The organism is Geofilum rubicundum JCM 15548 (genome assembly GCF_000974365.1).
Lineage (GTDB): Bacteria > Bacteroidota > Bacteroidia > Bacteroidales > Marinilabiliaceae > Geofilum > Geofilum rubicundum.
The window spans coordinates 84271-108518 of the sequence record NZ_BAZW01000007.1 but is presented as its reverse complement, the minus strand read 5'-3'; the positions used below and the strand labels follow the sequence as shown (position 1 = coordinate 108518).

At 46.6% G+C, this 24248-nt stretch carries 26 protein-coding genes; 5 read left to right on the top strand and 21 right to left on the bottom strand.

All coding sequences use genetic code 11. The annotated features are described in order from the left end of the window. The first annotated feature begins 63 nt into the window (after window positions 1-63). Window positions 64-1404, top strand: coding sequence for a sigma-54-dependent transcriptional regulator (locus tag JCM15548_RS05805; RefSeq protein ID WP_062123271.1), 1341 nt, complete (start codon window positions 64-66; stop codon window positions 1402-1404). 7 nt (window positions 1405-1411) lie between these two features. Here JCM15548_RS05805 and JCM15548_RS05800 read toward each other — a convergent pair whose 3' ends face one another. The 4 genes from JCM15548_RS05800 to JCM15548_RS05790 all read right to left on the bottom strand — a co-directional run bounded on the left by JCM15548_RS05800 (window position 1412) and on the right by JCM15548_RS05790 (window position 4431). Further along, window positions 1412-2200: an Hpt domain-containing response regulator gene (locus JCM15548_RS05800; protein WP_062123268.1), complete on the bottom strand. Its 789-nt coding sequence runs from the start codon at window positions 2198-2200 to the stop codon at window positions 1412-1414. After that, a complete protein-coding gene (locus JCM15548_RS26170) occupies window positions 2190-2327 on the bottom strand; it encodes an ATP-binding protein (RefSeq protein WP_083984993.1) in 138 nt (45 codons plus the stop codon). The genes JCM15548_RS05800 and JCM15548_RS26170 overlap by 11 nt, the downstream gene beginning before the upstream one ends. Continuing rightward, the gene (locus JCM15548_RS25110) at window positions 2285-3898 is read right to left on the bottom strand and encodes a sensor histidine kinase (protein WP_062123265.1); all 1614 of its coding nucleotides are present in this window, start codon (window positions 3896-3898) and stop codon (window positions 2285-2287) included. The genes JCM15548_RS26170 and JCM15548_RS25110 overlap by 43 nt, the downstream gene beginning before the upstream one ends. A gap of 119 nt (window positions 3899-4017) precedes the next feature. After that, window positions 4018-4431 carry an OsmC family protein gene (locus JCM15548_RS05790; RefSeq protein ID WP_062123262.1) on the bottom strand — a complete coding sequence of 138 codons (414 nt, stop codon included), beginning with the start codon at window positions 4429-4431 and terminating at the stop codon, window positions 4018-4020. A 108-nt stretch (window positions 4432-4539) separates the two neighbouring features. On the opposite strand from JCM15548_RS05790, the gene JCM15548_RS05785 reads away from it, so the two are divergent. Then, window positions 4540-5247, top strand: coding sequence for a Crp/Fnr family transcriptional regulator (locus tag JCM15548_RS05785; protein ID WP_062123260.1), 708 nt, complete (start codon window positions 4540-4542; stop codon window positions 5245-5247). A 7-nt stretch (window positions 5248-5254) separates the two neighbouring features. On the opposite strand, the gene larC is transcribed toward JCM15548_RS05785, so the two are convergent. Together larC and JCM15548_RS05775 are read right to left on the bottom strand one after the other, a co-directional pair. Beyond that, window positions 5255-6076, bottom strand: coding sequence for a nickel insertion protein (larC, locus tag JCM15548_RS05780; protein WP_062123256.1), 822 nt, complete (start codon window positions 6074-6076; stop codon window positions 5255-5257). 38 nt (window positions 6077-6114) lie between these two features. Further along, the gene (locus tag JCM15548_RS05775) at window positions 6115-6855 is read right to left on the bottom strand and encodes an AIR carboxylase family protein (protein WP_062123254.1); all 741 of its coding nucleotides are present in this window, start codon (window positions 6853-6855) and stop codon (window positions 6115-6117) included. 207 nt (window positions 6856-7062) lie between these two features. Between JCM15548_RS05775 and JCM15548_RS05770 the strand changes: the two genes are divergently transcribed. Further along, complete coding sequence (locus JCM15548_RS05770; protein ID WP_062123393.1) at window positions 7063-8712, top strand: AMP-binding protein; 1650 nt, start codon at window positions 7063-7065, stop codon at window positions 8710-8712. 159 nt (window positions 8713-8871) lie between these two features. On the opposite strand, the gene JCM15548_RS05765 is transcribed toward JCM15548_RS05770, so the two are convergent. Then, complete coding sequence (locus JCM15548_RS05765; RefSeq protein WP_305047374.1) at window positions 8872-9309, bottom strand: methyl-accepting chemotaxis protein; 438 nt, start codon at window positions 9307-9309, stop codon at window positions 8872-8874. Beyond that, entirely contained in the window at window positions 9303-10697 is a 1395-nt protein-coding gene (locus JCM15548_RS25940) for a methyl-accepting chemotaxis protein (protein WP_062123250.1), read from the bottom strand. Before JCM15548_RS25940 ends, JCM15548_RS05765 begins: the two co-directional genes overlap by 7 nt. Before the next feature lie 142 nt (window positions 10698-10839). Here JCM15548_RS25940 and JCM15548_RS05755 point away from each other — a divergent pair, with 142 nt between their 5' ends. After that, window positions 10840-11544, top strand: coding sequence for a 2-C-methyl-D-erythritol 4-phosphate cytidylyltransferase (locus JCM15548_RS05755; protein ID WP_062123246.1), 705 nt, complete (start codon window positions 10840-10842; stop codon window positions 11542-11544). Here JCM15548_RS05755 and JCM15548_RS05750 read toward each other — a convergent pair. The 10 genes from JCM15548_RS05750 to JCM15548_RS05710 all read right to left on the bottom strand — a co-directional run bounded on the left by JCM15548_RS05750 (window position 11532) and on the right by JCM15548_RS05710 (window position 20166). After that, entirely contained in the window at window positions 11532-12095 is a 564-nt protein-coding gene (locus JCM15548_RS05750; RefSeq protein ID WP_062123243.1) for a hypothetical protein, read from the bottom strand. The genes JCM15548_RS05755 and JCM15548_RS05750 overlap by 13 nt on opposite strands. After that, window positions 12086-13078, bottom strand: coding sequence for a BamA/TamA family outer membrane protein (locus JCM15548_RS05745; protein ID WP_062123240.1), 993 nt, complete (start codon window positions 13076-13078; stop codon window positions 12086-12088). Before JCM15548_RS05745 ends, JCM15548_RS05750 begins: the two co-directional genes overlap by 10 nt. Beyond that, window positions 13048-13803, bottom strand: coding sequence for a patatin-like phospholipase family protein (locus JCM15548_RS05740; protein ID WP_083984990.1), 756 nt, complete (start codon window positions 13801-13803; stop codon window positions 13048-13050). The genes JCM15548_RS05745 and JCM15548_RS05740 overlap by 31 nt, the downstream gene beginning before the upstream one ends. 108 nt (window positions 13804-13911) lie before the next feature. Continuing rightward, window positions 13912-15252, bottom strand: coding sequence for a DUF58 domain-containing protein (locus tag JCM15548_RS05735; RefSeq protein WP_062123236.1), 1341 nt, complete (start codon window positions 15250-15252; stop codon window positions 13912-13914). Window positions 15253-15281: 29 nt separating this feature from the next. Then, entirely contained in the window at window positions 15282-15407 is a 126-nt protein-coding gene (locus JCM15548_RS23165; protein WP_262486912.1) for a hypothetical protein, read from the bottom strand. Then, window positions 15380-16288, bottom strand: coding sequence for an AAA family ATPase (locus JCM15548_RS05730; RefSeq protein WP_227625515.1), 909 nt, complete (start codon window positions 16286-16288; stop codon window positions 15380-15382). The genes JCM15548_RS23165 and JCM15548_RS05730 overlap by 28 nt, the downstream gene beginning before the upstream one ends. Before the next feature lie 2 nt (window positions 16289-16290). Beyond that, window positions 16291-17490, bottom strand: coding sequence for a DUF4350 domain-containing protein (locus JCM15548_RS05725; protein WP_062123233.1), 1200 nt, complete (start codon window positions 17488-17490; stop codon window positions 16291-16293). Beyond that, window positions 17480-18232 carry a DUF4129 domain-containing protein gene (locus JCM15548_RS05720; protein WP_062123230.1) on the bottom strand — a complete coding sequence of 251 codons (753 nt, stop codon included), beginning with the start codon at window positions 18230-18232 and terminating at the stop codon, window positions 17480-17482. Before JCM15548_RS05720 ends, JCM15548_RS05725 begins: the two co-directional genes overlap by 11 nt. A 7-nt stretch (window positions 18233-18239) precedes the next feature. Next, on the bottom strand, window positions 18240-19196 hold the full coding sequence (locus tag JCM15548_RS05715; RefSeq protein WP_062123229.1) for a hypothetical protein: 957 nt from the start codon (window positions 19194-19196) through the stop codon (window positions 18240-18242). Beyond that, window positions 19162-20166, bottom strand: a complete 1005-nt coding sequence (locus JCM15548_RS05710; protein ID WP_062123227.1) for a stage II sporulation protein M — start codon at window positions 20164-20166, stop codon at window positions 19162-19164. Before JCM15548_RS05710 ends, JCM15548_RS05715 begins: the two co-directional genes overlap by 35 nt. Before the next feature lie 94 nt (window positions 20167-20260). Between JCM15548_RS05710 and JCM15548_RS05705 the strand changes: the two genes are divergently transcribed. Then, window positions 20261-21001, top strand: coding sequence for an RDD family protein (locus JCM15548_RS05705; RefSeq protein ID WP_062123225.1), 741 nt, complete (start codon window positions 20261-20263; stop codon window positions 20999-21001). On the opposite strand, the gene JCM15548_RS05700 is transcribed toward JCM15548_RS05705, so the two are convergent. From JCM15548_RS05700 to JCM15548_RS05690, 3 genes are all read right to left on the bottom strand, one after another. Beyond that, complete coding sequence (locus JCM15548_RS05700) at window positions 20998-21702, bottom strand: zinc metallopeptidase (RefSeq protein WP_062123223.1); 705 nt, start codon at window positions 21700-21702, stop codon at window positions 20998-21000. The two genes, JCM15548_RS05705 and JCM15548_RS05700, sit on opposite strands and share 4 nt — an antisense overlap. Window positions 21703-21792: 90 nt before the next feature. Next, on the bottom strand, window positions 21793-23322 hold the full coding sequence (locus JCM15548_RS05695; protein WP_062123220.1) for a lytic transglycosylase domain-containing protein: 1530 nt from the start codon (window positions 23320-23322) through the stop codon (window positions 21793-21795). A gap of 95 nt (window positions 23323-23417) precedes the next feature. Further along, window positions 23418-24224, bottom strand: a complete 807-nt coding sequence (locus tag JCM15548_RS05690; RefSeq protein WP_157482456.1) for a DUF5683 domain-containing protein — start codon at window positions 24222-24224, stop codon at window positions 23418-23420. Window positions 24225-24248 lie beyond the last annotated feature (24 nt).

The following is a 24248-nucleotide window of genomic DNA, read 5'->3' as shown; positions in this document are numbered from 1 at the left end:
GCGTAAAATTTCCAAACGAAGAAATGCTTTTCCTAGAGGCCCTTAACAACAAACTTTACTTCAATGACCAAACTGCTGATTTTAGAAGATGATATAGCTTTTGCCCGAATACTAAACAACTTCTTAACCAAAAAAGGATTTGAAGTTACTTTATCTACCAACCTCAAGGACGCCAATTCATCCATACAAAAGCAACAGTTCGACCTTTACCTGCTCGACTACCGCCTTCCTGATGGAACCGGGCTCGACCTTCTTGAAACCATCCGATCGAAGTCCAACACCGGCCATGTAGTAATAATGACGGGTTTTCATGACGTAAGAACGGTGGTACGCGCCATGAAAATGGGCGCTGCCGATTACATCACCAAACCAGTCAATCCCGATGAGTTATTAATGATTTTAAAGCAATTACTGGCCAAAACGGATCAGAAAGCCCCCTTAAGCAAACCCGTGTCCAAGGAGGACAAGTATGTGAAAGGGACCAGTACCAAGGCTGCCAAATTACAGGAATTCATCAAATTGGTGGCGCCTACCGACATGTCTGTCATTATTCAGGGTGAAAGTGGTACCGGTAAAGAATATGTTGCCCGCGCCATTCATGAGGCCAGTAAAAGAGCTGCCAAACCTTTTGTGCCCATCGACTGTGGGGTTCTGTCCCGCGATTTGGCAGCTGGTGAGTTGTTTGGCTATGTCAAGGGCGCATTCACAGGCGCCTTGATCGACAAAAGAGGACAGTTTGAAACCGCATCCGGCGGCACGCTATTTCTGGACGAGATCGGGAACCTCTCCTACGAAGTACAAATAAAACTCTTAAGGGCCATTCAGGAAAAAGTCATTCAGCCAGTAGGCAGTGAGCAATTGATTCCGGTAGATATTCGCCTGATTGCTGCTACCAATGAAAACCTCATGGAGAGTGTCCGCGAGGGTGAATTCAGAGAAGATTTGTACCACAGAATCAACGAATTTAAAATATTTGTTCCGCCCCTTCGGGAACGTGAGGAAGACATGCAACTCTTTGTCGAGTTCTTCATACGTGAGGCCAATAATGATTTAACCAGAGACGTTGAGCGGCTGGCACCGGATGCCATTCAAATGTTCAGGAATTATGATTGGCCGGGAAATCTCCGCGAACTCAGAAACACCATTCGGCGAATGGTGCTGTTATCCACAGGCAAAGAAGCCACCACGGAACTTTTGCCTGAAGAAATGCTGCATTCAATGGTCAACAGCAAAACCCGGCCTGAAAACCAAACAGACCTTAAGGCCATTCAGGAATTAACTGAAAAAGAGCAAATAGCAAGGGTTCTCGAAGATGCCAGAGGAAATAAATCCAAAGCGGCCCGCTTACTCAACATCGACCGAAAGACTTTGTACAATAAAATGGAAAAATACGGTCTGAATTAAGCCCCGGCTAAACCTTGTAGGTTGTCTGCAGCATGTCCTCCAGAGTCCGGATGAAGCCATATCCCATCCGGGCCAGTCGGTCGATTTCAACTTTATCCACAGGGGCTGGAGACTCTCTTAAAGTCCGTTCGGCATCACGCAGATCCAAGGCATAGTTTCGCGCCCCTACCTGCCCCACACGCCCGGCCAGGCGATGAACCAACAGCACCAGATTTTCATGGTCCTGATCGGCCAAGGCAGATTTCATGGCGACCAGGTCTTTGGCCGTTTCCTCTTTTACAATGGCTAAAATATCGGCGATCTCCTCCACATTATCACCGGCCATTTTGGCCAGACCCGACACATCCACTTCAATTAAGCCATCCGACGATGGACCCATACCTTCGAGTGAGGCCAATAAGTCCGCTTCACGAAACGGCTTCATGACAATACCGTCAAATCCCTTCTCAAGCAATTCTGTTTGCTCGTTGTGGAGCACTTGTGCCGTCAAGGCATAAATTTTAATGAGGCGGCCGGTTCGGTGCCTGATGCGTTCACAAACCTCCAGTCCGCTCATTCCAGGCATACGCATATCCAGAAAAATCACATCCGGCTTTTCCTTATCAAAGGTTTTCAACAACTCCAGACCGTTGGTGAACACCCGATGTTCCACGTTATGTTTTTTTAGAATAGAAGCCCCCAGGTTAAGAATTAAGGCGTCGTCATCTGCCATCCATACCACCCCTGAATCTAATGAATCCTTCCCGACTAAGCTTTCTTGTGTGCCAGAGGCGCCTTCCACTTTTTTATAGGACATAAAAACCGTAAAGCAGGAGCTTCTCGGGTTCACTCTCCACCTGAACGCTTCCTCCCTGCAATTCCACCATATTTTTCACAATGCTCAGGCCCAAACCCGTCCCCCCATATTTTTCCGAAACATCCATCCCTCCCTGGTATATTCCTTAAACAGATCGGGCAGGCGCTCTGCTGCAATCCCCACACCTGTATCCCTGATAGCTATCCGCACATCATAGCCTTCCGACTTATCCTCAACGGTGGTTTCAACGGTGACCCGTCCCTCATCGGTAAACTTAATGGCATTGCCAATGATATTGAACAGAATTTGTCGCAACCTGAAGGGATCACCTTCCATTTTCCCGGGTGATCCGACCTCTTCCTCATGTGTCAGCTCTATACCCTTTTTAGCGGCCAATGGTACCAAAGCCTTGACCACATGGTCCACTTCCTGCAACAAATCAAAAGGTTTGGCATCAAAGGTAAACTGACCGGACGTCACCTTGGCATAATCCAACACTTCATTGACCACATTCAACAAATGGGCGGCAGGATGATAAATGGCATCGACCGCCACCCAATCCTTGCCTGCCAGCTTGGCTTGCTCGGCATAGCCATAAATCGATTGCAAAGGGGTTCGGATTTCGTGGCTCATATTGGACAAAAAGCGCTGTTTGGCTGCAGCCTCCTGACGCACGGCTTCGTTCACCACCTCCAGCTCAGCCCGGTATTTATTGCTCTTGGATATATCCAGCAAAACTATCAAGGCCAAAAGAAGTGAAACCGCAATAAATACAACAGCAATTAAATTTAAAACCTGAATGGTATCACCAGCAGTTGAAAAGGCCGCCTGGGTTTCCTCATTGAGCCGGGCAATCTCTTCCTGTTCCAGGGCATTTATAATGGTAATTATTTGATGAATCAAACGGTTGTTAACGGTCAGCAATTGAAATTCCCGCTGTTGAAGCATGGCAGCCTCCTGCAACTGAATGCTCTGAAGACTGTCCAAAGAACTTTCCAGGATGGTAAACAGTGAATCGGCCTTGATAAGATGAAGGGTATCAATCGCTGTTATCACTTCCTCATCCACCTGCGTGGCGGTGGTGATGACCTCCGATTCACTTTCCGGCTCTGAGCGCCCAAACAAACGTTGCAAAAAACCTGTTCGCTCTTCCCTTATGGTATCAGATGACACCGTGGTTGTGGTGGTTTTTTTGTGCGTTTGCAGTAACCGCCTTTGCGACAGGGAATCTGCCACTCGGGTTTCTTCGGCCACCTTTGTCAAAAATGACCGAATGTCCGGACTTGCGTTGCGCCGGTACTGCAATTGCAGATACTCCACAAAAACCTCCTTGCGACGCGTCAGCAGCTCATCAATGCTTTCCACACGCTGCAACTGTAAACTATCACCGGCAAACAACCATTGCAAGGTATCGAGCGCTTCATAAACGGCATCCGACTCCTGTATAAATGACATGGAGGGGTCGCGTCGGCCACTGGCTGCCTCTTTTTGCTGCAGATGATTCAATTGCGAAACGCCTCTAAACAGCCGGTTGACTTCCATCAGACGCTCGTTGGGCTTGGCCAGTTGATCAATATTGGTGGTGATTTTATCAAAGGCCCGATCAATGGCGAGATAGATCACCAGGATGGTAATCAATCCAACAGCAGTGGTAATCAACACTTTCCCTTTTAAAGAGGCCGGTAGCTTGTTCTTCACGTACCAATATTTAGAAGATGAAAATAATACGAGGTCCAAATGACTGCAAAAAACGAACCACAAAGCCGCTTAGACGCATCATCTAAACGGCTTTATATGGTAAACACAGGTCTTAAAAATTAAAGCAAACGGATCTCTGTAGAAATGGGTATCGCTTTTTTATAAAGCGCAGAAACCCCACAATATTTCGTTTCAGAGAGATGAACCGCCTTCTCTATTTTGTCCAAAGGCAGATTACTCCCCGTAAACTCGTAAATAATCTTCATTCCCTCGAACGTCTTTGGATGTTCCTCGGTCAAATCCCCCTCGACCTTAATTTCCAAATTATCAAACTCTACCCGCATTTTTTTTAACATGGAAACCACATCCATTCCGGTACAGCCGGCTAAGGCCAAAAGGACAAAAGGCTTGGGGCGCGGACCTTTGTTTTCTCCTCCCACCTCAGGACCGGCATCAATCGTCAGTTTATGTCCGGAGATCTCCGTCTCAAAGGACATGTTACCTTGCCATTTTATACTTACTTCGCTCTTCATGTATCAATATATTTAAATTATTAGGTACCTGATGCAAATTTAATCTTTATTTCTATCTTTGTTAAAAGAAAATGATATTAATCATTCCACATCACCATATACACCTGTATGAAACGAGATGAAAACCAATCCGGTATAGAGCATCCGGACCTTCGCCAATATGAAATATTCAAAGGCCTCAGCAATGAACAAATTGAGCTGGCCACACAAAGTATGATTTGCCATTTTTATAAGAAAGGGGCGATCATATACAATGAAGGCAGCCGCATTAACGGCAGCTACATTGTCAACAGTGGCGTATTAAAGATATACAAAACCGGCTTTGATGGCAAGGAGCAAATCATTCGTTTTGCCCGTAAAGGCGATTTAATTGCGTTCCGATCGGTTATTAGCGATGAACTGGCCTGCACCACAGCAGAGGCCATACAAGAAACAACCTTATGCTACATCCCCGGTGAAGCCCTGACCGGCTTCATCAAAACCAATTCCGAGTTTGCCATGGATCTCATGAAGCTCACCTGCCGGGAACTTGGTGAGTCTAACAAGTTTTTAACGGACATCGCCCAAAAAACAGTACGTGAAAGACTGGCAGAAGTGCTTTTACTGCTAATGGACACCTTTGAGCTGGATGACGATAACACCCTGCAAATATCATTAACCAGAGAAGAGCTGGCCAACATGGTGGGCACAGCTACCGAATCGGTCATACGTCTGTTATCCGAATTTAAAGCCGATCAACTCATAGAGCTGAACGGCCGTAAAATCAAACTATTAAACATTCCCAAACTGATCAAAGTGGGTAACGTTTACGTATAAGCCACTTTTACATCACCATAATTTCCAGCGGGGGAATCGGCAAGTCCTTGGTTCCCCTGGATTTACCATGTCTAAAAACAGGACGTTCCGGTTGGTCAACGACCTCCGTCACCCCCAAAGCGGTCAATGCAGCAGCCCCGGTGGGCGTGAATAACTCAATCTCTATGGGGCCTGCTGTTACAGGTATGGCGTTAGTTTTAATCATCACATCCGTTGCCGGTGCCGGCACCCTCAGGGTGCCGTGTGAAAAGCTCACGGATCCGCCACCATAAGCCACCGGATTCAACAATTGGGCTTTTGGGGGCACGCCCAACAACTGAAGCCCCATTACAGCGCCCATAATATCTATCAGGATGTCCTGCGCCTCATGCAGCCATGCTTCAGGCTCCTGGTAATGTGCCTGATCGTGGTGATGGTGATGGTCTCCATGACCCCCGCCTTCATCCGGCTGATGGTGGTGGTGGAAATGGTGATCCCCCATATCAAAATCATGGGTTTCGTGCGCCGTTTTCTCCGCCTGAATCAAGGCCTTGAGCATCCTGAATCCAAATTCGGCATAAAGCCTTTCAATCTTCAGATCTTCCATTAAATGCTCCAGCAGGTGAAGGGCTTTGTGTGACGACAAGTGACCGTGATGATGCTCCACCTTAATAAGCATACGTGAACTGCCGTCGGCCGTCACAACATGCCGGACAGAAGCTTTACCAATCTTTTCCGCCGCTTTTTGCATAGCAGCAGTCACTTTGGTCGCATCCGCCCCGGCACTAATAAGGGCAGCCGCAAACATATCACCGGCAAAACCACCTTGTGGATTGATGTACAATTCCATAATTTAAAATGTCTTTAAAGTCTTAGAAGTTGTTTAAATTATTTTTCCCGGTTGCGTGCAATCAACCCGGAAACAACAGCTCCACGTATCCCTCCATCTATATTCACGACCGTGAGATTGGGCGCACAGGATGCCAGCATGGATGTCAAAGCCGCCTCTTTGGCCCTAAAGCCATAGCCCACAGAGGTGGGCACCCCGATAACGGGCAGCGGGACCAGTGAGGCTACAAAGGGGGCCAGAGCGCCTTCCATGCCGGCCACCACAACCACGGCAGAAGCATCCTTACTGATACCCTCCCTTACGGCATCCAGCACCCGTGTGGGGTGCGCAATACCACGATCCTCAAAAACCAATGGCTGCACCCCAATACTGCGCAAAGTGATGGCACATTCGTCCACGACCGGATGATCCGCAGCCCCGGCACTTATCACGAGGACACTGCCCTTTGGTTCAGGCAGATCGCCCACCACCAAAACCAGATCGGCATTGATAACGGGATATCGATCCCGGTAATGTGCTTCCAGCTCATTATTGAAGGGACTGCGAGACACAATCACTCTCGGATGCCTTTGCAGCAAAGCATCTGCCACCTCAATCGTTTGCTGACGGGTTTTATATTCCCCGTAAATAATCTCGGGGATATTGATGCGCGCCCCCCGGTTTACATCTGCAATATAACTGCTGGCCGTTTCCAGCCAGTCCAGAGAAAAATGCCGCCGGGCATTTTGCCGATCCAGTTTCCCGGCTTTAATCTGATCAAATAACTCATCGAATGTCATAATCTCCCTCTCCCCATTTTTTTACTTGTCCTACAAAAATGCTTACCTTAGTATTACCTCCCTAATAAAGAAACCTAAGATAAACAAAAATACAATCTCAACCATCTAATGGGTCTTTCTTTACCTGAATTATTTGGTATTCTAAATAATAAAGTCAAAATTTGGACGTTTTTTGCCGAATGTTTTATTAATTTAATGACCACTTGTATGGAATCCAATGGATATATATCAATGGTGCAAAGCACCATTGAAAATAACAGAGACTCACTGGCTTTCAGTGATTACCAAAGCCAACACTATTCTTTTCGCGAAGTAGGAAAATCCATCTTTCAACTTCACACCACTTTTAAAGAGCTGGGCGTCAGGGAAGGCGATAAGGTGGCACTGATTGGAAGAAATTCCTCCAACTGGGGCATCATCTATCTGGCCACCATCACCTATGGGGCCGTTATTGTACCCATTTTGCCGGATTTTCACAGCAACGACATTCATCACATCCTCAACCATTCAGAATCGGTGTTGCTGTTTGCCACCAGTCGCATGTTTGAAAAAATTGATGAAACACAACTTCCCAAAGTCAAGGGTATTCTGGCGGTGGAGAACTTTCAGCCCCTCAATGACCACCATGGGAAACTGACCCGGATGGTTGAAAAAGCACTGAAGAAAACAGAAGATCCACCGGGCCCTTTCGACATTCAACGCCTTCGCTATGCCTCTGTTCCCGCTGAACAGGTCATGGTTTTATCCTACACATCCGGCACATCGGGCTTTTCAAAAGGTGTTTTGCTGCCGCATCGCAGCATATGGTCGAATGTGCAATATGCCAGCGATACCTTCGATCTGGTCGCGGGTGAAAGAATTGTATCCTTCCTGCCCATGGCCCATGCCTACGGCTGCCTGTTCGAGTTCTTATGGCCTTTCATCACAGGATGCCACATCACTTTTATCACCAGAACCCCCTCTCCGCAGATTATTACAGAAGCCTTCAGGGCCATTAAACCCCATTTGATTCTTTCCGTTCCGCTCATTCTGGAAAAGATTTTTAAGCGTCGGATCATGCCAAAACTGGAAAGTTCGCCACTCAAAACCATGTTGAAACTGCCCATTGCGAATAAACTGGTGTACAGCAAAGTGCGAAAAACCCTCGTGGATACCTTTGGGGGTGCGTTCAAAGAAATGGTGGTTGGTGGCGCAGCGCTTAACAAGGATGTGGAGCAGTTCCTTAAGAAAATCAACTTTCCGCTCACCGTAGGTTACGGAATGACCGAGTGTGGCCCGCTTATCAGTTATACACCATGGACCAAAACCCGGTTGCATTCGGCCGGACAAATTGTCGACCGCATGCAGGTCCGCATCGACAGCGAAGACCCTTTCAATATTGTGGGGGAAATCCAGGTCAAAGGCGACAATACCCTCCTGGGTTATTACAAAAACGAAAAGGCCACCCGGGAAATTTTTACCGCGGACGGCTGGCTGCGGACGGGTGATTTGGGCATCATAGATGCCGAAAACTTCATATACATTCGCGGTCGCAGCAAAAACATGATACTGGGGGCTTCGGGACAAAACATTTACCCGGAGGAGATTGAGACCGTTTTGGCCAGCATGGACATCGTACAGGAATGTCTGGTGCGTGAGAGTGACGGAAAAATTGAAGCGCTAGTGTATCCCGATTACGAGGTGTGCGACCTGTCGGATTGCAGCGCCGAAAAAATCGAGTCCGTTTTACAGGAATTGAGAAAGGAAGTGAACGAAAGTCTACCGGCCTACATGTCCATTTCAAAAATCATTTTGTTTCCCGAGGAATTTGAAAAAACGCCTAAGAAAAGCATCAAGCGGTACAAATACATGACCTAAGAAAGCCACACTATCGCATAAAAAGAGGGCGTCCCGATATTCCGGAACGCCCTCTTTTTATGGATACTTCACCAATCCGGGAAGTATTCCTTTCATTTAATTATCAGTGGCTAAACCAAATTATTTGGACAGCCTTTCTTATTCTGTGGCAAAAATATTTTACAAATTAAAATAGCTCACCACCCGTTTCATGGCATCCACCTCATCATTGAACTGATGCACCATGCCATTGATATCTTCTGCGGCCTGAGCATTGGATTGCGACACCCGGTCCAGCTCCAGCAAGGCATTATTGATTTGCTCTGCGCCGGCATTTTGCTCCTTGGAGGCGGCACTGATTTCCAACACCAGTTCAGCCGACTTCATAATTTTTGGCACCATTTCGGCAAAAATCTGCATGGCCTGTCGCGCAATCAGAACACTATTGCCCGACAACTGATTGATTTTTTCAGCGTTGACCCGACTTCGCTCGGCCAGACGTCTTACTTCTCCGGCCACTACTGCGAATCCTCTCCCATGCTCCCCGGCACGTGCCGCCTCAATGGCAGCGTTCAAAGCCAGAATATTGGTCTGCCGGGCCACATCTTCTATCAACACCACGCTCTCGTTAATGGATTCAATGGCCTGAACAGCTCCATCAACATGGACTCACCGGATTTGGCCTCGTTGGCCGCATCCTGAACAATGGTTACCGTCTCATTGGCATTGTCTGCGTTCTGGTTTATATTAGAACCCATCTCCTCCATCGATGCCGACAGCTCCTCGGTGGAGGAAGCTTGTTCGGTAGCACTTTCGGCCAGTCGCGAAGCCGAAGTCGTCATTTCCAGATTTCCTTTCGAAATGGTCAGGGCCGCACTGCTGGCCTGGGCAATCATATCGCCAATCTGACTTTTTAGTCGCGAAAACGACTGGGCCAACTGTCCCAGCTCATCCGCTCTGGCCAAAACGTCCGCGCTCATATCTTTCGTCAAATCCCCATTGGCAAAAACATCGGAGTGACTGGTAATTTCGCTCAGAGGTTTGGTTATGGATCGGGCCAGCCACATAACAATGACCAGGGTTACCCCCAAAAAGAGGATACTCAAAACAAAACTACTGATAGCTATGGGTCGAATCACCACCAGCAACTCGGACACCGGTGCGGCCATTACCGCAGAGAAGCCGGTATTGCCTACAGGCATAACCGCAAAATCCGCGTTATCACCCCCCAGTGCTCTGTTGGGCAGTACACCTCCGCGACTATCAGCCAGAAGTTGCTCAACGGTGGTGGCACCCACGATCTCTCCAAGGGGCGTTCCAATTTGTTCGACATTCTCTGAAATAATCACATTTCCGGATGCATCTACCATCCAGACTTCCGCATTTTCCGTGATTTTTCGACTCACAAACTGATGAATCAATTCACCCGGATCAATGCCTACGCCAGCCACTCCCAGTGGATTCTCCAAATCACCCATTAAAACATTGTAAAAGAAAAAAGTCTGGTCAAGGGAAGCGTTATAGTCATAATTCAATTCATATTTCTGACCGGCATCCATCAAATTAAAAAACCAACCATCGGAAGGGTTACTTCTGGCTAAAGTGTTGACATGGGCGTGGCCCTGAATGTAAAACTTATTGGTGGTGGCTGAAGCCGCAAAAGCATTCGGATAGTCCATCTTCGAATACAGCTGATCCACCTTCTCCAGGGCATAATGGGACAAGTCCCCATTGCTTTCCTCACTGGCAAACCAGTCGAGCAACAATTGATCGTCGGCCAGACCAATAGAAGCCTCCAGCCCCTTTTCCAGGGTCGCGCGTAATTCAGCCTGCGAAGCCTCCAGGAAAGACAGCAGTTGTTGTTCCCGAATGTCCTTTTGCAAAGTGCTTTTTACGGTAGAGTAACTCACCACGGCCTGTATAATAATAATGGAAAAGGTCAGCAATCCAAAATAGACCAATAACCTGTTCCTGAGCTTAGTAAACTCAAATCTCATCCACTTCATAAATATCTCCCCATCATTTTTAGTAAGTATACCGAGTGCTTGTCTACGCAGAATTTGTATTTTTGATTGCCCCATTAATCATTTTTGAATATATTTAACATAACCAATTAATTCGAAGTCAACCGAAAACCTTTCAAACAAAATGTTCAAAAACAACATTCAAAACTATATCATTATTGTAGCAGGTGGAAGCGGTCAAAGAATGGGTGAATCCATCCCCAAACAGTTTTTGATCATCCATCAGAAGCCGCTGCTGATGCTGACCATTGAGCGCTTCCATCAATTCCACTCAGCGCTGCGAATCATATTGGTACTTCCCGAACGCCAACAAGCCTATTGGGAGGAACTGTGCCGCACCTTTCACTTTGAGATTCCCCATACCATTGTCCATGGCGGACCGACCCGTTTTGAGAGTGTCATGAACGGACTCTCTGTCATTGATGATGTCAGGGGACTGACGGGCGTGCACGATGGGGTGCGGCCCTTTGTGTCCGATGCCACCATAAAAAATTGTTTTGCCCAAGCCAAAGAACACGGAGCAGCCATCCCTACCATTCCCCTGGTTGATTCCATTCGTGAACTCTCTGCCACAGGCAGCTTGTCCAGGCCCAGAAACAGTTTCAGACTGGTGCAAACCCCTCAGGTATTTAAGACAGACCTACTCAAAAAAGCTTACCAACTGCCCTTCCGGGAAAGTTTTACAGATGACGCCTCCGTGGTGGAAGCCGCCGGTCACACGGTTTACTTGACAGAGGGCAATACAGAAAATATTAAGATCACGTCGCCATTTGACCTGCTGGTAGCCAGGGCGCTTAGCGCTCAAATAAAAGCCGGTCAAAATGAGTAACCAACCCCCAGATACCACCTCAATCCACCAGCGACATTGCTGTTGGATGCCCCAAACTGGATGGGCCCCAGGAAGCTGTCATACTCCAGTAAAAGTCCGTAACCGAAAATCCGCTCATCGCTGGCCATCACTACCGGCTGAAACGCTGAATCACCTTCGTTGTGGGAGACCAGTCCATTGACAATTCCTGTAACATGCATGTTTCTTAAAAACTGGTATCGCACATTCAACTGCGCCATAGCATAATCCTGAACAACTTTTTCACGGGAAGACAAGCCGACAAAACTCACCTCATTGGAACGCAGCTGAAAGGGCATGCCACCCACAAAATTGAATCCGGGAAGGGGGAGCGAACGATTGGAATAACTCCCTTGCAAACGCGGACTAATAACCAGACGGTCATGAAGCCCCCAATAAGTGAGATAATGACCCGAAACGGCCGAAAAGTTATTATAAAGGGGCTCTATGGCATCCGCCACCAACTCTCTCGAGGCCGGATCGCCATGATAAACAGCACTGTTGTTGATGTAAAAACGGTACTTTAGTGACAATTCACTGCCCCGGGTTGGAAAAACCGACGATTAATCGTATTTCTGTTGAGCGAAAAATTGGTGGAGATAAAAACATTGCCAAATTTTTCAACACCGGCCGAGAAAACCTCATAAAATCCACTCTGACGCTTCAGCACACTTCGCTCCAGTTCCATATAGCCTCTTAACAGCCACTTGGTATCCAGGGAGGACATAAAGCCCAGGGTTAAATCCGTATAATTATGGATAAAACTGCCATACCTGGAACCTCCCTCCAGATAAACCGGAAAATTATTGTTTTCCCACACCAAATCCAGTCGCGATGCCGCCCGGTGATTGTCCCCATAGTAACTAATGATGGAAGTATGGAGACGCGGACGTTCCGACACATCCATGGTAGCACTTAAGCGGTTACCTCTGGCCAGGACATTGCGCAGCGTAACATTGGTAAGGATACCTGCCTTGTATTCATTGTCATAATGCAAAGAGAATTTCAAACGCGCCCGGGCCGACTCCTTCGCATACATGGTCAATACATAACCTTCTTTCTCAGGGGTTAATTCATAGGTCACCGTTTCAAAATACCGTGTTCCCATCAGGCGACTAATGCCCTTCGCCAATTGATTAAGGGTAATAGCGTCACCCGGGGCGATATCAAAACTGGACATGAAAAACCGGTGACTGATATAATCGACACCCTCCAGATGGATTTGGGAAATCAAGTAGACTTCAGGGGCAGGAGGAACAGATGGCGCAGGTTGTTGCCCCATGGAATCCAGGCGCTGCGACAAACGCAAAAGCTCATCCATCTTTTCTCGGGCCGCGGCTTCTCCCCTCAATATAATTTGGGGACTATCGAAGAAACTTCCGGCATTGTATGGCTCCATAAGCGGTGATATGAGAATATCCACATCATCAATTTGCCGGCGCATGGTAATACTGTTGGCAATCATGGCAGAGGCCGACAAAACACTCAGCGGGGATGTGAGATCAGTGATTTGCATCTTATCGGCATCGCCACATTGACCCCGATAATGATCTCGGCGCCCATTCTCTGACAAAGGTGGACCGGAAAATTATTTAAAACACCTCCATCAATCAACAACATACTGTCCTTTACTACAGGCGAAAATACAGACGGAATGGACATGCTTGCCCGAAGTGCATTAGCAAAACTACCTTCATCCAGCACCACCTGGTCCCCACTGATTAAATCGGCTGCCACACATTTAAATGGAATGGGATAGTGATCAAATGAATCAATGCCGGCCACACGTGCAGATAAGCGGGAAAAAGTTTCAGAAATAGAATGACCGCCAACAAAACCGGCCGGCACCTGCAGTCCGTCTTTGGTGATATCCAACTCTACCTGAAACCTTTGATAGTCCATTTTTTCTTCGGGAATAACGTCCGACAACAAAACCCTGTCGGTCAGTAATTGCCCCCAATCGAGTGTCTTTGCGATAGAATCCAGTTCTGAAGCAGTATAGCCAATGGCATAGAGTCCTCCAATAATACTGCCCATACTTGTACCGGTAATATAATCGGGCCGAATCCCGGCCTCTTCCAAAACCTTTAATACGCCTATATGCGCAAATCCCTTAGCGCCTCCACCGCTCAAGACAAGCCCTACCCGGGGTCGCTCATCGCCCTGAGCCGTTAAAAAAACCGGTAAGAGTAACAGACAAAAACCCAAGAACATCCGTCGTACCATAATGCCATCATTCATTTTTAAACAGATACAAAAGTTAGCCAATTTCCAATAAACGGAAGGTCTCTGGACTGCCAAAATATTCTCAAATGATGTAAAACAGATTTAATCCGCCAAAAACAGTCATCAGATAAGACCCCGCGACTTAAACTCGAGGTAGCGATTCATGGTGTCCACGGTCAGATTTTCGGGATTGGTGAGTACCACATAAATGCCTCTCCTTTCCAACTCTTTGACAATTTGCTTTTTGTCATAAATGAACTTCTCAGCAATGGCTTGCCGGTATATCTCCTCAGAATCACCTGATTCATTGCGGATCAGCCTGACAATTTCTTCGTTCTCGAAAAAAACAACCATCAACAAATGACTATTGGCCAAACTGCCCAATAGGGGAATAACGCGACGGGCAGATTCCAGACTCTCAAAATTGGAAAACAGAATGAGCAAACTGCGCTGATGAATACGGTGGCGAACAAGGCTGTACAAACCCTCCATATTGTGCTCACCAAAGTCCGTTTGCTGGTTGTACAAAACCTCCATGATGCTCTGCAAATGCCGTCCTTCATTACGCGCAGGAAGCATGGCATTCACCTTATCACTAAAAGTAACCAAACCGGTTTTATCGTGCTTAAGAAGGGCTATGTTAGAAATCACCAGACTGGTATTAATGGCGTAGTCCAGCAGGGTCATGCCATCAAAGGGCATTTTCATGGTTCGCCCCATGTCCACCAGGCAAAAAACCTGTTGCGACTTTTCATCCTGGTATTGGTTCACCATCAAGTGTCCTTTACGAGCGGTGGCTTTCCAATTGATGGTCCGCACGTCGTCCCCTTTGATGTAATCCCGAATCTGATCAAACTCGGTATGATGGCCCATTTTTCGGATTTTCTTAACCCCCATTTCACTCAAGCGGTTGCTAATGGCCATTATTTCATAGCGCCGCATCTGAACAAAGGAAGGATACACCTTTATCATGGCACCCTTGTTAAAGGTATACCGCCGGCTAAAAAAACCAATTCTACCGGTAATGAAGACATTCAGAGCACCAAAATGATACTCACCACGTTCAACGGGCTTTAAACCATACGACTGCTTAATTTTTTGACGTGGAATCAGCAAGGGTTTAAAGGAAAGGTTTCTCAATTGAAACTGAACAGGCACCTCATCTATGACCTCTGATTGGACCGCAAAGGGAAACAAACTCTCTAAGTGCAATACCACTTCGTTGCGGTCACCATTCGAAAATCTTTCCGGTAAAACCCGATCCGCTCTGATAAAATCCCGACTGCCTTTGGGATAAAGCATCACCAAATCCACCAAAGCCAAGCTGATCCATAGCAAAAGCAAAACGACTGATAAAGCATAAAGAAGGGGCCAGATAAACGAACAGACAAACAAGACACTGAGGCTCCACAATGCTTTATAAAACAAACTATTGGTGTAAACGGATTGGATGAAGTATTTCACTGGGCAGTAACAGTTTTTAAATTAAAAGACTAACGGGGAACTTCCACGGAATCGACAATCTGCCGAATAACAGCCTCGGGTTTGACACCTTCCATTTCCTTTTCGGGACTTAAAATGACCCGGTGCGTCAAAACGGGGAATAGGACCTCCTGGATATCTTCGGGTGTGACAAAATCACGTCCTTCCAGCGCGGCAAAAGCCTGGAGGCTTTGAGAATGGACAAAGAGGCACGGGGACTTCCGCCCAGGTACAGCGAACTGTGGTTCCGGGTCTTTTCTACAATGGTAGCTATGTAACGCAGAAGCTGAGGCTCAACAAGGACGTGATGCACCAACTCCTGGAATTCCATAATTTCAGCCGCTGTCACCACCGGTTGAATCTGATCCACTTCCACCACATTGCCCCGCTCACAGGCATTTTGTAAAATGCCCACTTCTTGCTCCAATGTCGGATAATCAATTTTTATTTTAAACAGGAAGCGGTCCAGTTGCGCTTCAGGCAAGCGGTAAGTCCCCTCATGCTCCACCGGATTTTGGGTGGCCAGGACCAAAAAAGGATGGTCCATGGCGTGCGTTTCGCCGTCAATGGTTACCTGCCGTTCTTCCATGACCTCAAACAAGGCCGATTGTGTTTTCGCGGGCGCCCGGTTCACCTCATCAATCAGAATCATATTCGAGAAAACAGGTCCGCTTTTAAACTCAAAACCAGAAGTCGCAGAATTGAAAACGGTTGTCCCCAAAACGTCAGAAGGCATCAAATCCGGCGTAAACTGAATTCTCGAAAAGCCTGTATCCAAACTCCTCGCCAGCAGCTTGGCAATAAGCGTCTTGGCAACCCCCGGCACGCCCTCAATGAGCACATGGCCATTGGCCAAAAGGGCGGTCAGCAATAAATCCAGCACCCTTTCCTGTCCCACAATAATTTTTGAAATTTCGTTGCGAATACGATAGGCCAGGTGATTGAGTTCCTGCACTTTTAAGCGACTCTCGAACAGTTCACTGTTCGAAGTATTGTTGAAGTTCTCTGTTGATTCCATAACTAATGACAGTTTTTATAAAAGAATTCTAATTGGCGATTGAATTGGTGTAAATCCTCATGGGAAATCCGGCTGACCTTATCCATATTGGCTGCCATGCGAAAAATGGCTGCCAGGGTTCTCTCCGGAACCCCTGACTTTCTGGATGCTTCCTCTATCAAACGACTCTCTGGCAGGGAAGTGTCTAAATAATACTTACTTCTTAAAAAATCCAGGAAAAACTGATACCTTTTCTGGGCGATGTTTAAATGATTTTGATTCAGAAAGTATAATCGGGCAATGGTCTCCACAAAATCCAGGGAAGAATTCCTGGGGGCTTCCACAACCGGAATGGCGCGCTGTCGTCGTTTGCCTTGAAAAACCATAAACAACAGCACACCCAATAAAAACAAATACCAGGCCATGCGCAGCGACCGGTTTTCCAATACAAAGGCCATCTGAGAGGCCACAACCGGCGCTCCGGATTTATACTTTTCATCCCAGATGGTATTGGCCACAGGCAAATAGGACAGCGATTTAAAGACGTATTCACTCTTATTGTCATTGATTAAATGATAATTGGTGAAGGCAATGGGATTGCTATTGATGTAAAAGGCGCCATCTCCGCAACGGATCCGGACAAAGTTGGTTTGCCCTTTGTGATCATAACCCAGAACAGTTGTTTTTAAGGTATCGTAATTCAAAAAATAATTGTTGGTGATGGTGCGCCCATACCAATAATGTCCAGCCACTTTCAATTGCCTGTTGGCAAAATTATACCCGATGGAATCATTCAGCAAGATGCGTGGCAGTGCCATTCCTTGTTGGATTTCAAAGCCCAGCGAATCCGTGATATTGGTTGAAAACCTGTCGGCCGCCAAAAAAACATGGTTCCCTGCCGTGGCCACCTCCCAAACCTTTGTCCAGTCTTCCGCATCCATCTCTAACTGGTCGTTGATAAAAAGCAGATTGGTATTCAGCGGAATGGCATCCTCCAAAAAATCAGCCACACCGCTATTGGACACCCTCACCTCTTTTTGCGGAAACAGTTCATCCACCACGTCATAGACAAGTGACATCCCCAATGGTACCGAATGTCGCTTTGAATAACTGGCGGTCCAGTCCACCGGCTGCGGCGCATAAACAATGGCGACAACCAAAAGAATGAACCCGGTTACCAAAAGCAAGGCCAAAAATCTGTGTTTTCGAGTCTTACGCGTCATGGGCATTTTTTAAAAAGTGCTGGTCCGGAGTCTGGTTTAAAAACGCCCCTTCAATCTTTTTGTATTGTTCCTCCCCGGGATTGAATTGTCCAAACCAGACATAATCATACACTTTGACCAGAGAGGAAAACTGATCTCTTAAAAGCACATCTCTGATTTCCCGGGCGTACTCCCGATTGGTTTTAAACTCCCTGAGACGGATTTCTCCTTTCCGGTCCAGTTTCTTCAAATAAATCAGGTACAATATACGGACCGCCTCCCGGTAAGCCCCGTTTTTCCGATACAAAGCCAGCAAATTCTCCAGTGCTGTATCGGACGATAAATCCGCCTGGGCCGCCTCAAACAATTCATCCCCGTTACCGGATCGGGCAAAAGTTATGAAGCTCACGATGGGGACATTCAGTAGCCTTAAAACAAAAAAGGTAAAAGCCAAAATCAAACATCCCAATAATACATATCGAAACCAATGACTGCTTTCGACCTGTTGAAACAACTTACCAATAAGCAATGACAGAATGCGTGAAAACCATCCCGGCCTTTCCCCGTCTTTGTCATACACATAATCCGGATTGTTCTTAAAGGCCTCAATGCGTTCATAAGCCGGCTCCCGATACTCCACTGGTCCGTTATCGTCCCAGGGAACAGCCGACTCAGCCGCCCGGGCGGTTGAGAAGAATGGGCTCAGCAACATTAAAAACAGCAACCCTGCGATGGTATTAATATATCGTTTACTATGCCACATACATCACCTATTCAGTCATTTCAGCCACTTTTTGGAGCAAACTGTCATTGTCCTTTTGTTCACGCAAATTATAATATTGGACCCCAACACCAATCAATATAATGGGATACATGATGAACTGTCCCAGAGTACCTATAAGCGACACAACAATCATGGTAAAGGTAAAACGGTCTCCACCAATGACATCACCTTCAGTAGCCGAAACCAGGCCCTGCATCATGGAAGAAATAAAAATCGGAATGGAAAAAAGGGAGCTCAACAAAGAATAGATCAGAAACAAAACAAAAATAACCCCGAAACTCTGCCACCAACTACCTTTTACCAGCTGAAACATCCTTGAGAAAAGTGTTCCAAAAGAACGCTTCTCTGAATAAATGATGACATAGCCCAATGATAAGGGAACCGACACATAGATTACCAGTACCAAGAAAATAACGATGGCTAAAAAAATCGTCACAGCCGCAACAACGTCACCTGAACCCACCAGGGAAAAGCTGGCGATGACAAAAGAAATACCACCTCCCAAAACCAAAAATCCCAAAAAAGTCAACAAATAGAAACCCATGAGTTTTCCGATAGAGGAGGTAAACACTTGCCACACCTCATTCACCTCAAAACCATTCCGTCCCTTTTCGGTGTATAAGTGCATATAAGCGGCAGTTAATCCGGAAATAAACACAAACACAAGCCATGACAAAATATAAACCAATGCAATTTTCAAAAAGTAGGATACCCCGAAGATCTCCAGAGAATTTTCCATGCTTCCCACCTGATTGAAAATTCTTGACATCTCCGTTCCGGAAAAAAAAGCTCCGGCAATGGCCGATAACAAAATGGGAATTCCCCCATAGTACAACATCACTTTGCCATAACGCTTAAATTCCTGCGAAATAAAGGCAAACGTAGCATTGATGACATCCGAAAAATCTCTACTCTTTTTTAACAGTACGGTTGGCTTCTCCATTTTTTGACTGGTTTAAGGTATTACTATAAACATATTTGGGATAAACGATAAAATAGCCGACAATTAAAAGGGCCGACAGTCCAATGATCAAGACCTGCATAAACAGGGGCATCTGATTGTAATGGCGGGTAATATAGCTTTCGATAACGGCGGCCAGGATAAAGAAAGGGATGAGTCCCATAATAATCCGTGTACCCCGCACGGCGCCTTTCACAAACCTGTATTTACGGGGATAGGTCCCCGGAAACAGAAAAGAACGCCCCATCATAATACCGGCACCTCCGGCCAGTACAATGGCCGATAATTCAATGGTACCGTGTAACATAACCGTTACCACAGAAACAACTCCCAGGGACTGTTGAAAAAAGAAGGCGAGAAAGGCTCCCAGCATCATCCCGTTTCGGAAGACAATCAGAGCCGTTCCCAGCGGCGTCAGCACCCCAAACAGGAAGGCAATAATGGACACCCGAATATTATTGAAAGCCAGATAAAAAAACATTTCTAAGGGATTGGTCATCCCATAAACCCCCATGGGGTCCCCCTTGGATATATTATCCAGAGTCAGATTAACATACTGGTCACCCAAAATAACCCGCAACAAGTCACTTTCCTGAATGGCCGAAATCCAACCCAGTAAAAAGGCCCCCAGAAAGATAATCAGGGACCAGAGGAAGTCCTTCCGGGCCCGATAAATGGACAAGGGCAATTCATGAAGCCAGAAATCAAAAATCCGGTTGGATTTTTCCTTTTTATTCTGATAAATAATGGAATGTGCTCTGGAACTTAAGTCATTCAGATAAGTAACAATCCCCGACTGGGGATAGAATGTCCGCGCATAGGACAAATCATCCGTTAAAAGAATATAATTAGAGGCCAAATCATCGGGCGTCATCTCCTTTTTTCTGCTAATCTGATCATCGAAGGCAGACCAACGTTGCTTGTTGATATTAATGAAAGAAATCTCCTTCATTGGAATAAGATAGTTTTTTTTGGTTGGGTTCTGTTGTCAAATTTTCGCTAAATTTGAACAAATTTAGCATAATCCATTTAATTGCAACAACCCAATGGAAACTTTTAACCTCCAAACCACTCAAAATGTCACACTCCAATACCAGATTGCCAGCGTAGGGGATCGCATACTGGCTGCCATGCTGGATTTCAGTTTCATGGCGGTTTATTCCATATTACTGGCTGTTATCATCAGCGCCTCCCCTTCTGATATCAGGGGTTGGTTGGGCGCTCTGTTTGTGCCCATCCTGTTTTACCATCTCTTTTTCGAGATTTTTTTTAATGGTCAGAGTCCCGGTAAAATGATCATGGGCATTAAAGTGGTCAAAACAGACGGCTCTCAATTGTCGATTGGCGCCTGCATTATTCGATGGCTTTTCAGAATACTGGATGTCAGTCTTTTCTTTGGAGGATTGGCCGTGCTTGTCATCATTATCAACGGAAACGGACAGCGTCTGGGCGACATTGCAGCTTCCACCACCGTCCTCAAACTTCCGAAGTCCAAAGACCTGCAATCCACCTCATGGGTCTCTGTACATCACACCTACGAGCCCCAGTTTAATCAGGCCGAATTGCTTTCGGATAACGACATCAGAATTATACGGGAAGTATTGGACGTTGCGGCCCTCAAACCAAAGCAGCCCCAAACTTTGGAGCTGCTTAAAAAAACAAGGGATGCGGTGGTTAAAAAAACTTCCATTCATGCAGAAATGCCCGACCGCAAATTTCTTTATACCATTATCAAAGATTACAATGCCATACATCAAAGAATGATGGCAGAAACCCCAACGGCCTAATCTCTTCTGGCAAAAAAGATCATCAGGTAATAAACCAAAGTCGCCAAAGCCGATAAAGCAGCCACCACGTAGGTATAAGCGGCCCATTTTAAAGCGTCCTTGGCCTCTACGTGACTTCTTCCGCCGGTAATTCCACTTGTATTTAACCAGGCCAAAGCCCGTTGGGTGGCGTTGATTTCAACCGGGAGCGTTATGAGCGCAAAGGCGGTAAACACCCCATAACAAGCAATAATAACAAGTAAGGCCACATCAAAGGAAATGATGCTTGGTAGCATAAAGGCCCCAAAAAACATGGCGATGAAGATGCCATTGAGCAATTTGGCACTCACATTTTGCAAAGGTACCAAAGCCGAGCGCAACTTTAAAGGTGCATAGGCCCGGGCATGCTGAATGGCATGACCACACTCATGCGCCGCCACGGCAGCAGCGGCCACATTTCGTCCGCCATAGACCTCGGCACTTAAGTTAACAGTTCGGTTGGCCGGGTTGTAATGGTCGCTCAGTTGTCCGCCAACCGACAAGACCTTAACGCCCGATATGCCATTATCGTACAGCATTTTTTCGGCCACTTCCTTACCGGATAATCCACCCTGAAGCGGCGTTCGTGAATACTTCTTAAACCGGCTTTTCAACTGCGAACTAACGATCCAGCTGGCCAAAGCAAACACAATAAAAATAATAATCAATGGTGATGAAAACATAGCTTTTCCGTATTAAGTCAATAACCTTCTATTATCAAAAAGTTTGCCAAATACCAAACCCTGCCACGGATGCAGGCCGGGAGATCGGATTTATGTCCGGGGTTTAATCCTTAAGCGTTGTCCCGGTTTAAGCTTCCGGGCATCACTAATGCCGTTTAACCTCAGGATATCCTCATTCGATACCCCCGGATACTGCTTGGCAATGGTCCACAGGTTATCGCCTGACCTAACCGTATGATAAACAAATTCACCGCTTTGCTGATCGACAGATGCCATTACGTCAGTCGCTTTTTTGGAAACGCTCGTTCTGGTTCCGTTTCGCTCGGCAATCGTCTGGTAATGACCCACCTTATCCTTAGGCACATAAACCACCAGTTTCTGCCCTACCCGAATGATATTGCGGTTAATATTGTTCCAATATCTTAAATCAGAAGCCCTGACATCAAACCATTCCGCGATGAGCCCTACCACATCGCCCGACTTTACCGTGTAATAGACTGTTTCTCTGCCGGCGGGAGCCACTACCGGATGAGAGGAGGCACTGGTAGGCGCCACCACCAATTGATTATTCGGAAAAAATTCCTCGCGCCGGTGGGTATAAATGGTGTCTTCCAAACTGGCAAAGGCAGTGGTATGATTAAAAGCCAGACGGAGGGGATACATCTTATTTTTGGCAGGTACAATATCCCTGCGGTATTGGGGATTCAATTCCCGGATGACTTCAACAGGAAGTTGGACCATATCAGCGACCTGATTAAAGTGAAGCGGCTGGCTGACCATGATGGTATCCGTTGCCACAGGCAACTGAATATCCAGGGCGTGCAAATGATGTTCCTCGGCGTAAGTAAAGGCATAGGTCGCAGCTATAAAGGCAGGCACATACCCGCGGGTTTCACGCGGAAGACGGTAATAAATTTCCCAAAAATCACGCTTGCCACCCGACCGTCGAATGGCCTTATTCACATTCCCGGGACCACAATTATAGGCCGCAATGACCAGCTGCCAGTCGCCATAGATACCGTACAAATCCGACAAGAAGGCAACAGCTGCTTGTGTGGCCTTAACCGGATCCCGCCGTTCATCTAAGTAAGAGTCGACTTCTAGTCCATACTGCTTGCCGGTATAATACATGAACTGCCAGATCCCGGAAGCACCGGCTTTGGATAAAGCCCGTGGATTTAAAGCCGATTCAATAACCGGCAAATACTTCAATTCCATGGGCAGATTGGCAGCGTCTAAGGCCGCTTCAAAAATGGGGAAATAATATTCAGACAATCCCAGCATCGTCGCCATCTGATCGCGTCGTCGCTGTGTGTATAATTTGATGTAGGATTTCACCTGACTATTAAAGGGAAAATGCATGGGAGAATTAATGGCCGAAAGTCGCTCAATATAAACAGAGTCCGGGAGCTCTTCCACCAAATTTTCCTCTCTCTCCATAATGGTATCCACCACAAAAGCCTCTGTGGCCGGACGGGTGTGCCACACATTCACCAGACTATCAAGAGAAGCCACATAGTCTGAAAAGCTATCCTCAACATTTACTTCTTCCGGATTTTTGGCGCTACTGTGCCCTAAACTAAAAAGGCCGAATGTAGCTATAGCGAAATATTTTATCATCTTACAAAATCATTAAAACGTTACCAACCAAATGCCTTATACGCAAAAAACAAAATAGGGTTGTGAATCATTGAGGGGGGGGGCGGGAACCAGCATCAAAACTCAAACTGCATCTGAAAACCAAAGGCCGATCCTTTATCTGTAACAGGCGAAAGCATGGCGGGTTCAATCCGCAGGGAAAGATCATCACTGATATCAAAATCATAGAAATGAGCATCGACACTGGCGTCAATGATGCTGGCCACATAGAGTGCAGCCATTCCTATATAACTGATATCCCGATAGCGCTTGTAGTACCGACGCTTGTTCTGCAAGGCCCTTTCGAACCATTCAGACAAATCTCCATGCACACGATCCATATCAAGTCCGGGAGGAATAAACTGTTCATAACTGGTGTTGCCCGGATCGCGGATCAAAAAATCGCGGTAAGCCGACCGGTATCTGTTGTAATAAGTGGAGTTGAAATGAATGGCATAAACCAGTCCGCCAATCCCCGCATACAGAATGGGCACCTTCCAGTACTTTTTATTATAGATTTGTCCCGCACCCGGAAACACAGCCGCATAAATACTGGCCTTATGGGGGGAGTGTTTGTAATCATCGGGCAGTTGAAAATCCGAAGGCGTTGGATTTTCCTTGATGGTCACCGGCAGCGGTTTTTCTCCCACCAGCGAATCCGCCACCAATATCACCCGCTGCTCCAGAGAATCATTCAATAACAGTTCTGTTTTACGCAACAGGCTATCGGTTTCAGCATCCGGAAGCAAGGGTGGCTGATCAATCAGCGACTCCAAAATCACTTGGGCAGAATCTTCGGGCACAACATCCTGCGCATTGGCCGGGAACGCCAAAAGCCATATCAGCACAACTGCGCAGTAGGAAGTCTTTTTTAATATATCCACCTTATGTTGATCGTTCGTTATTGT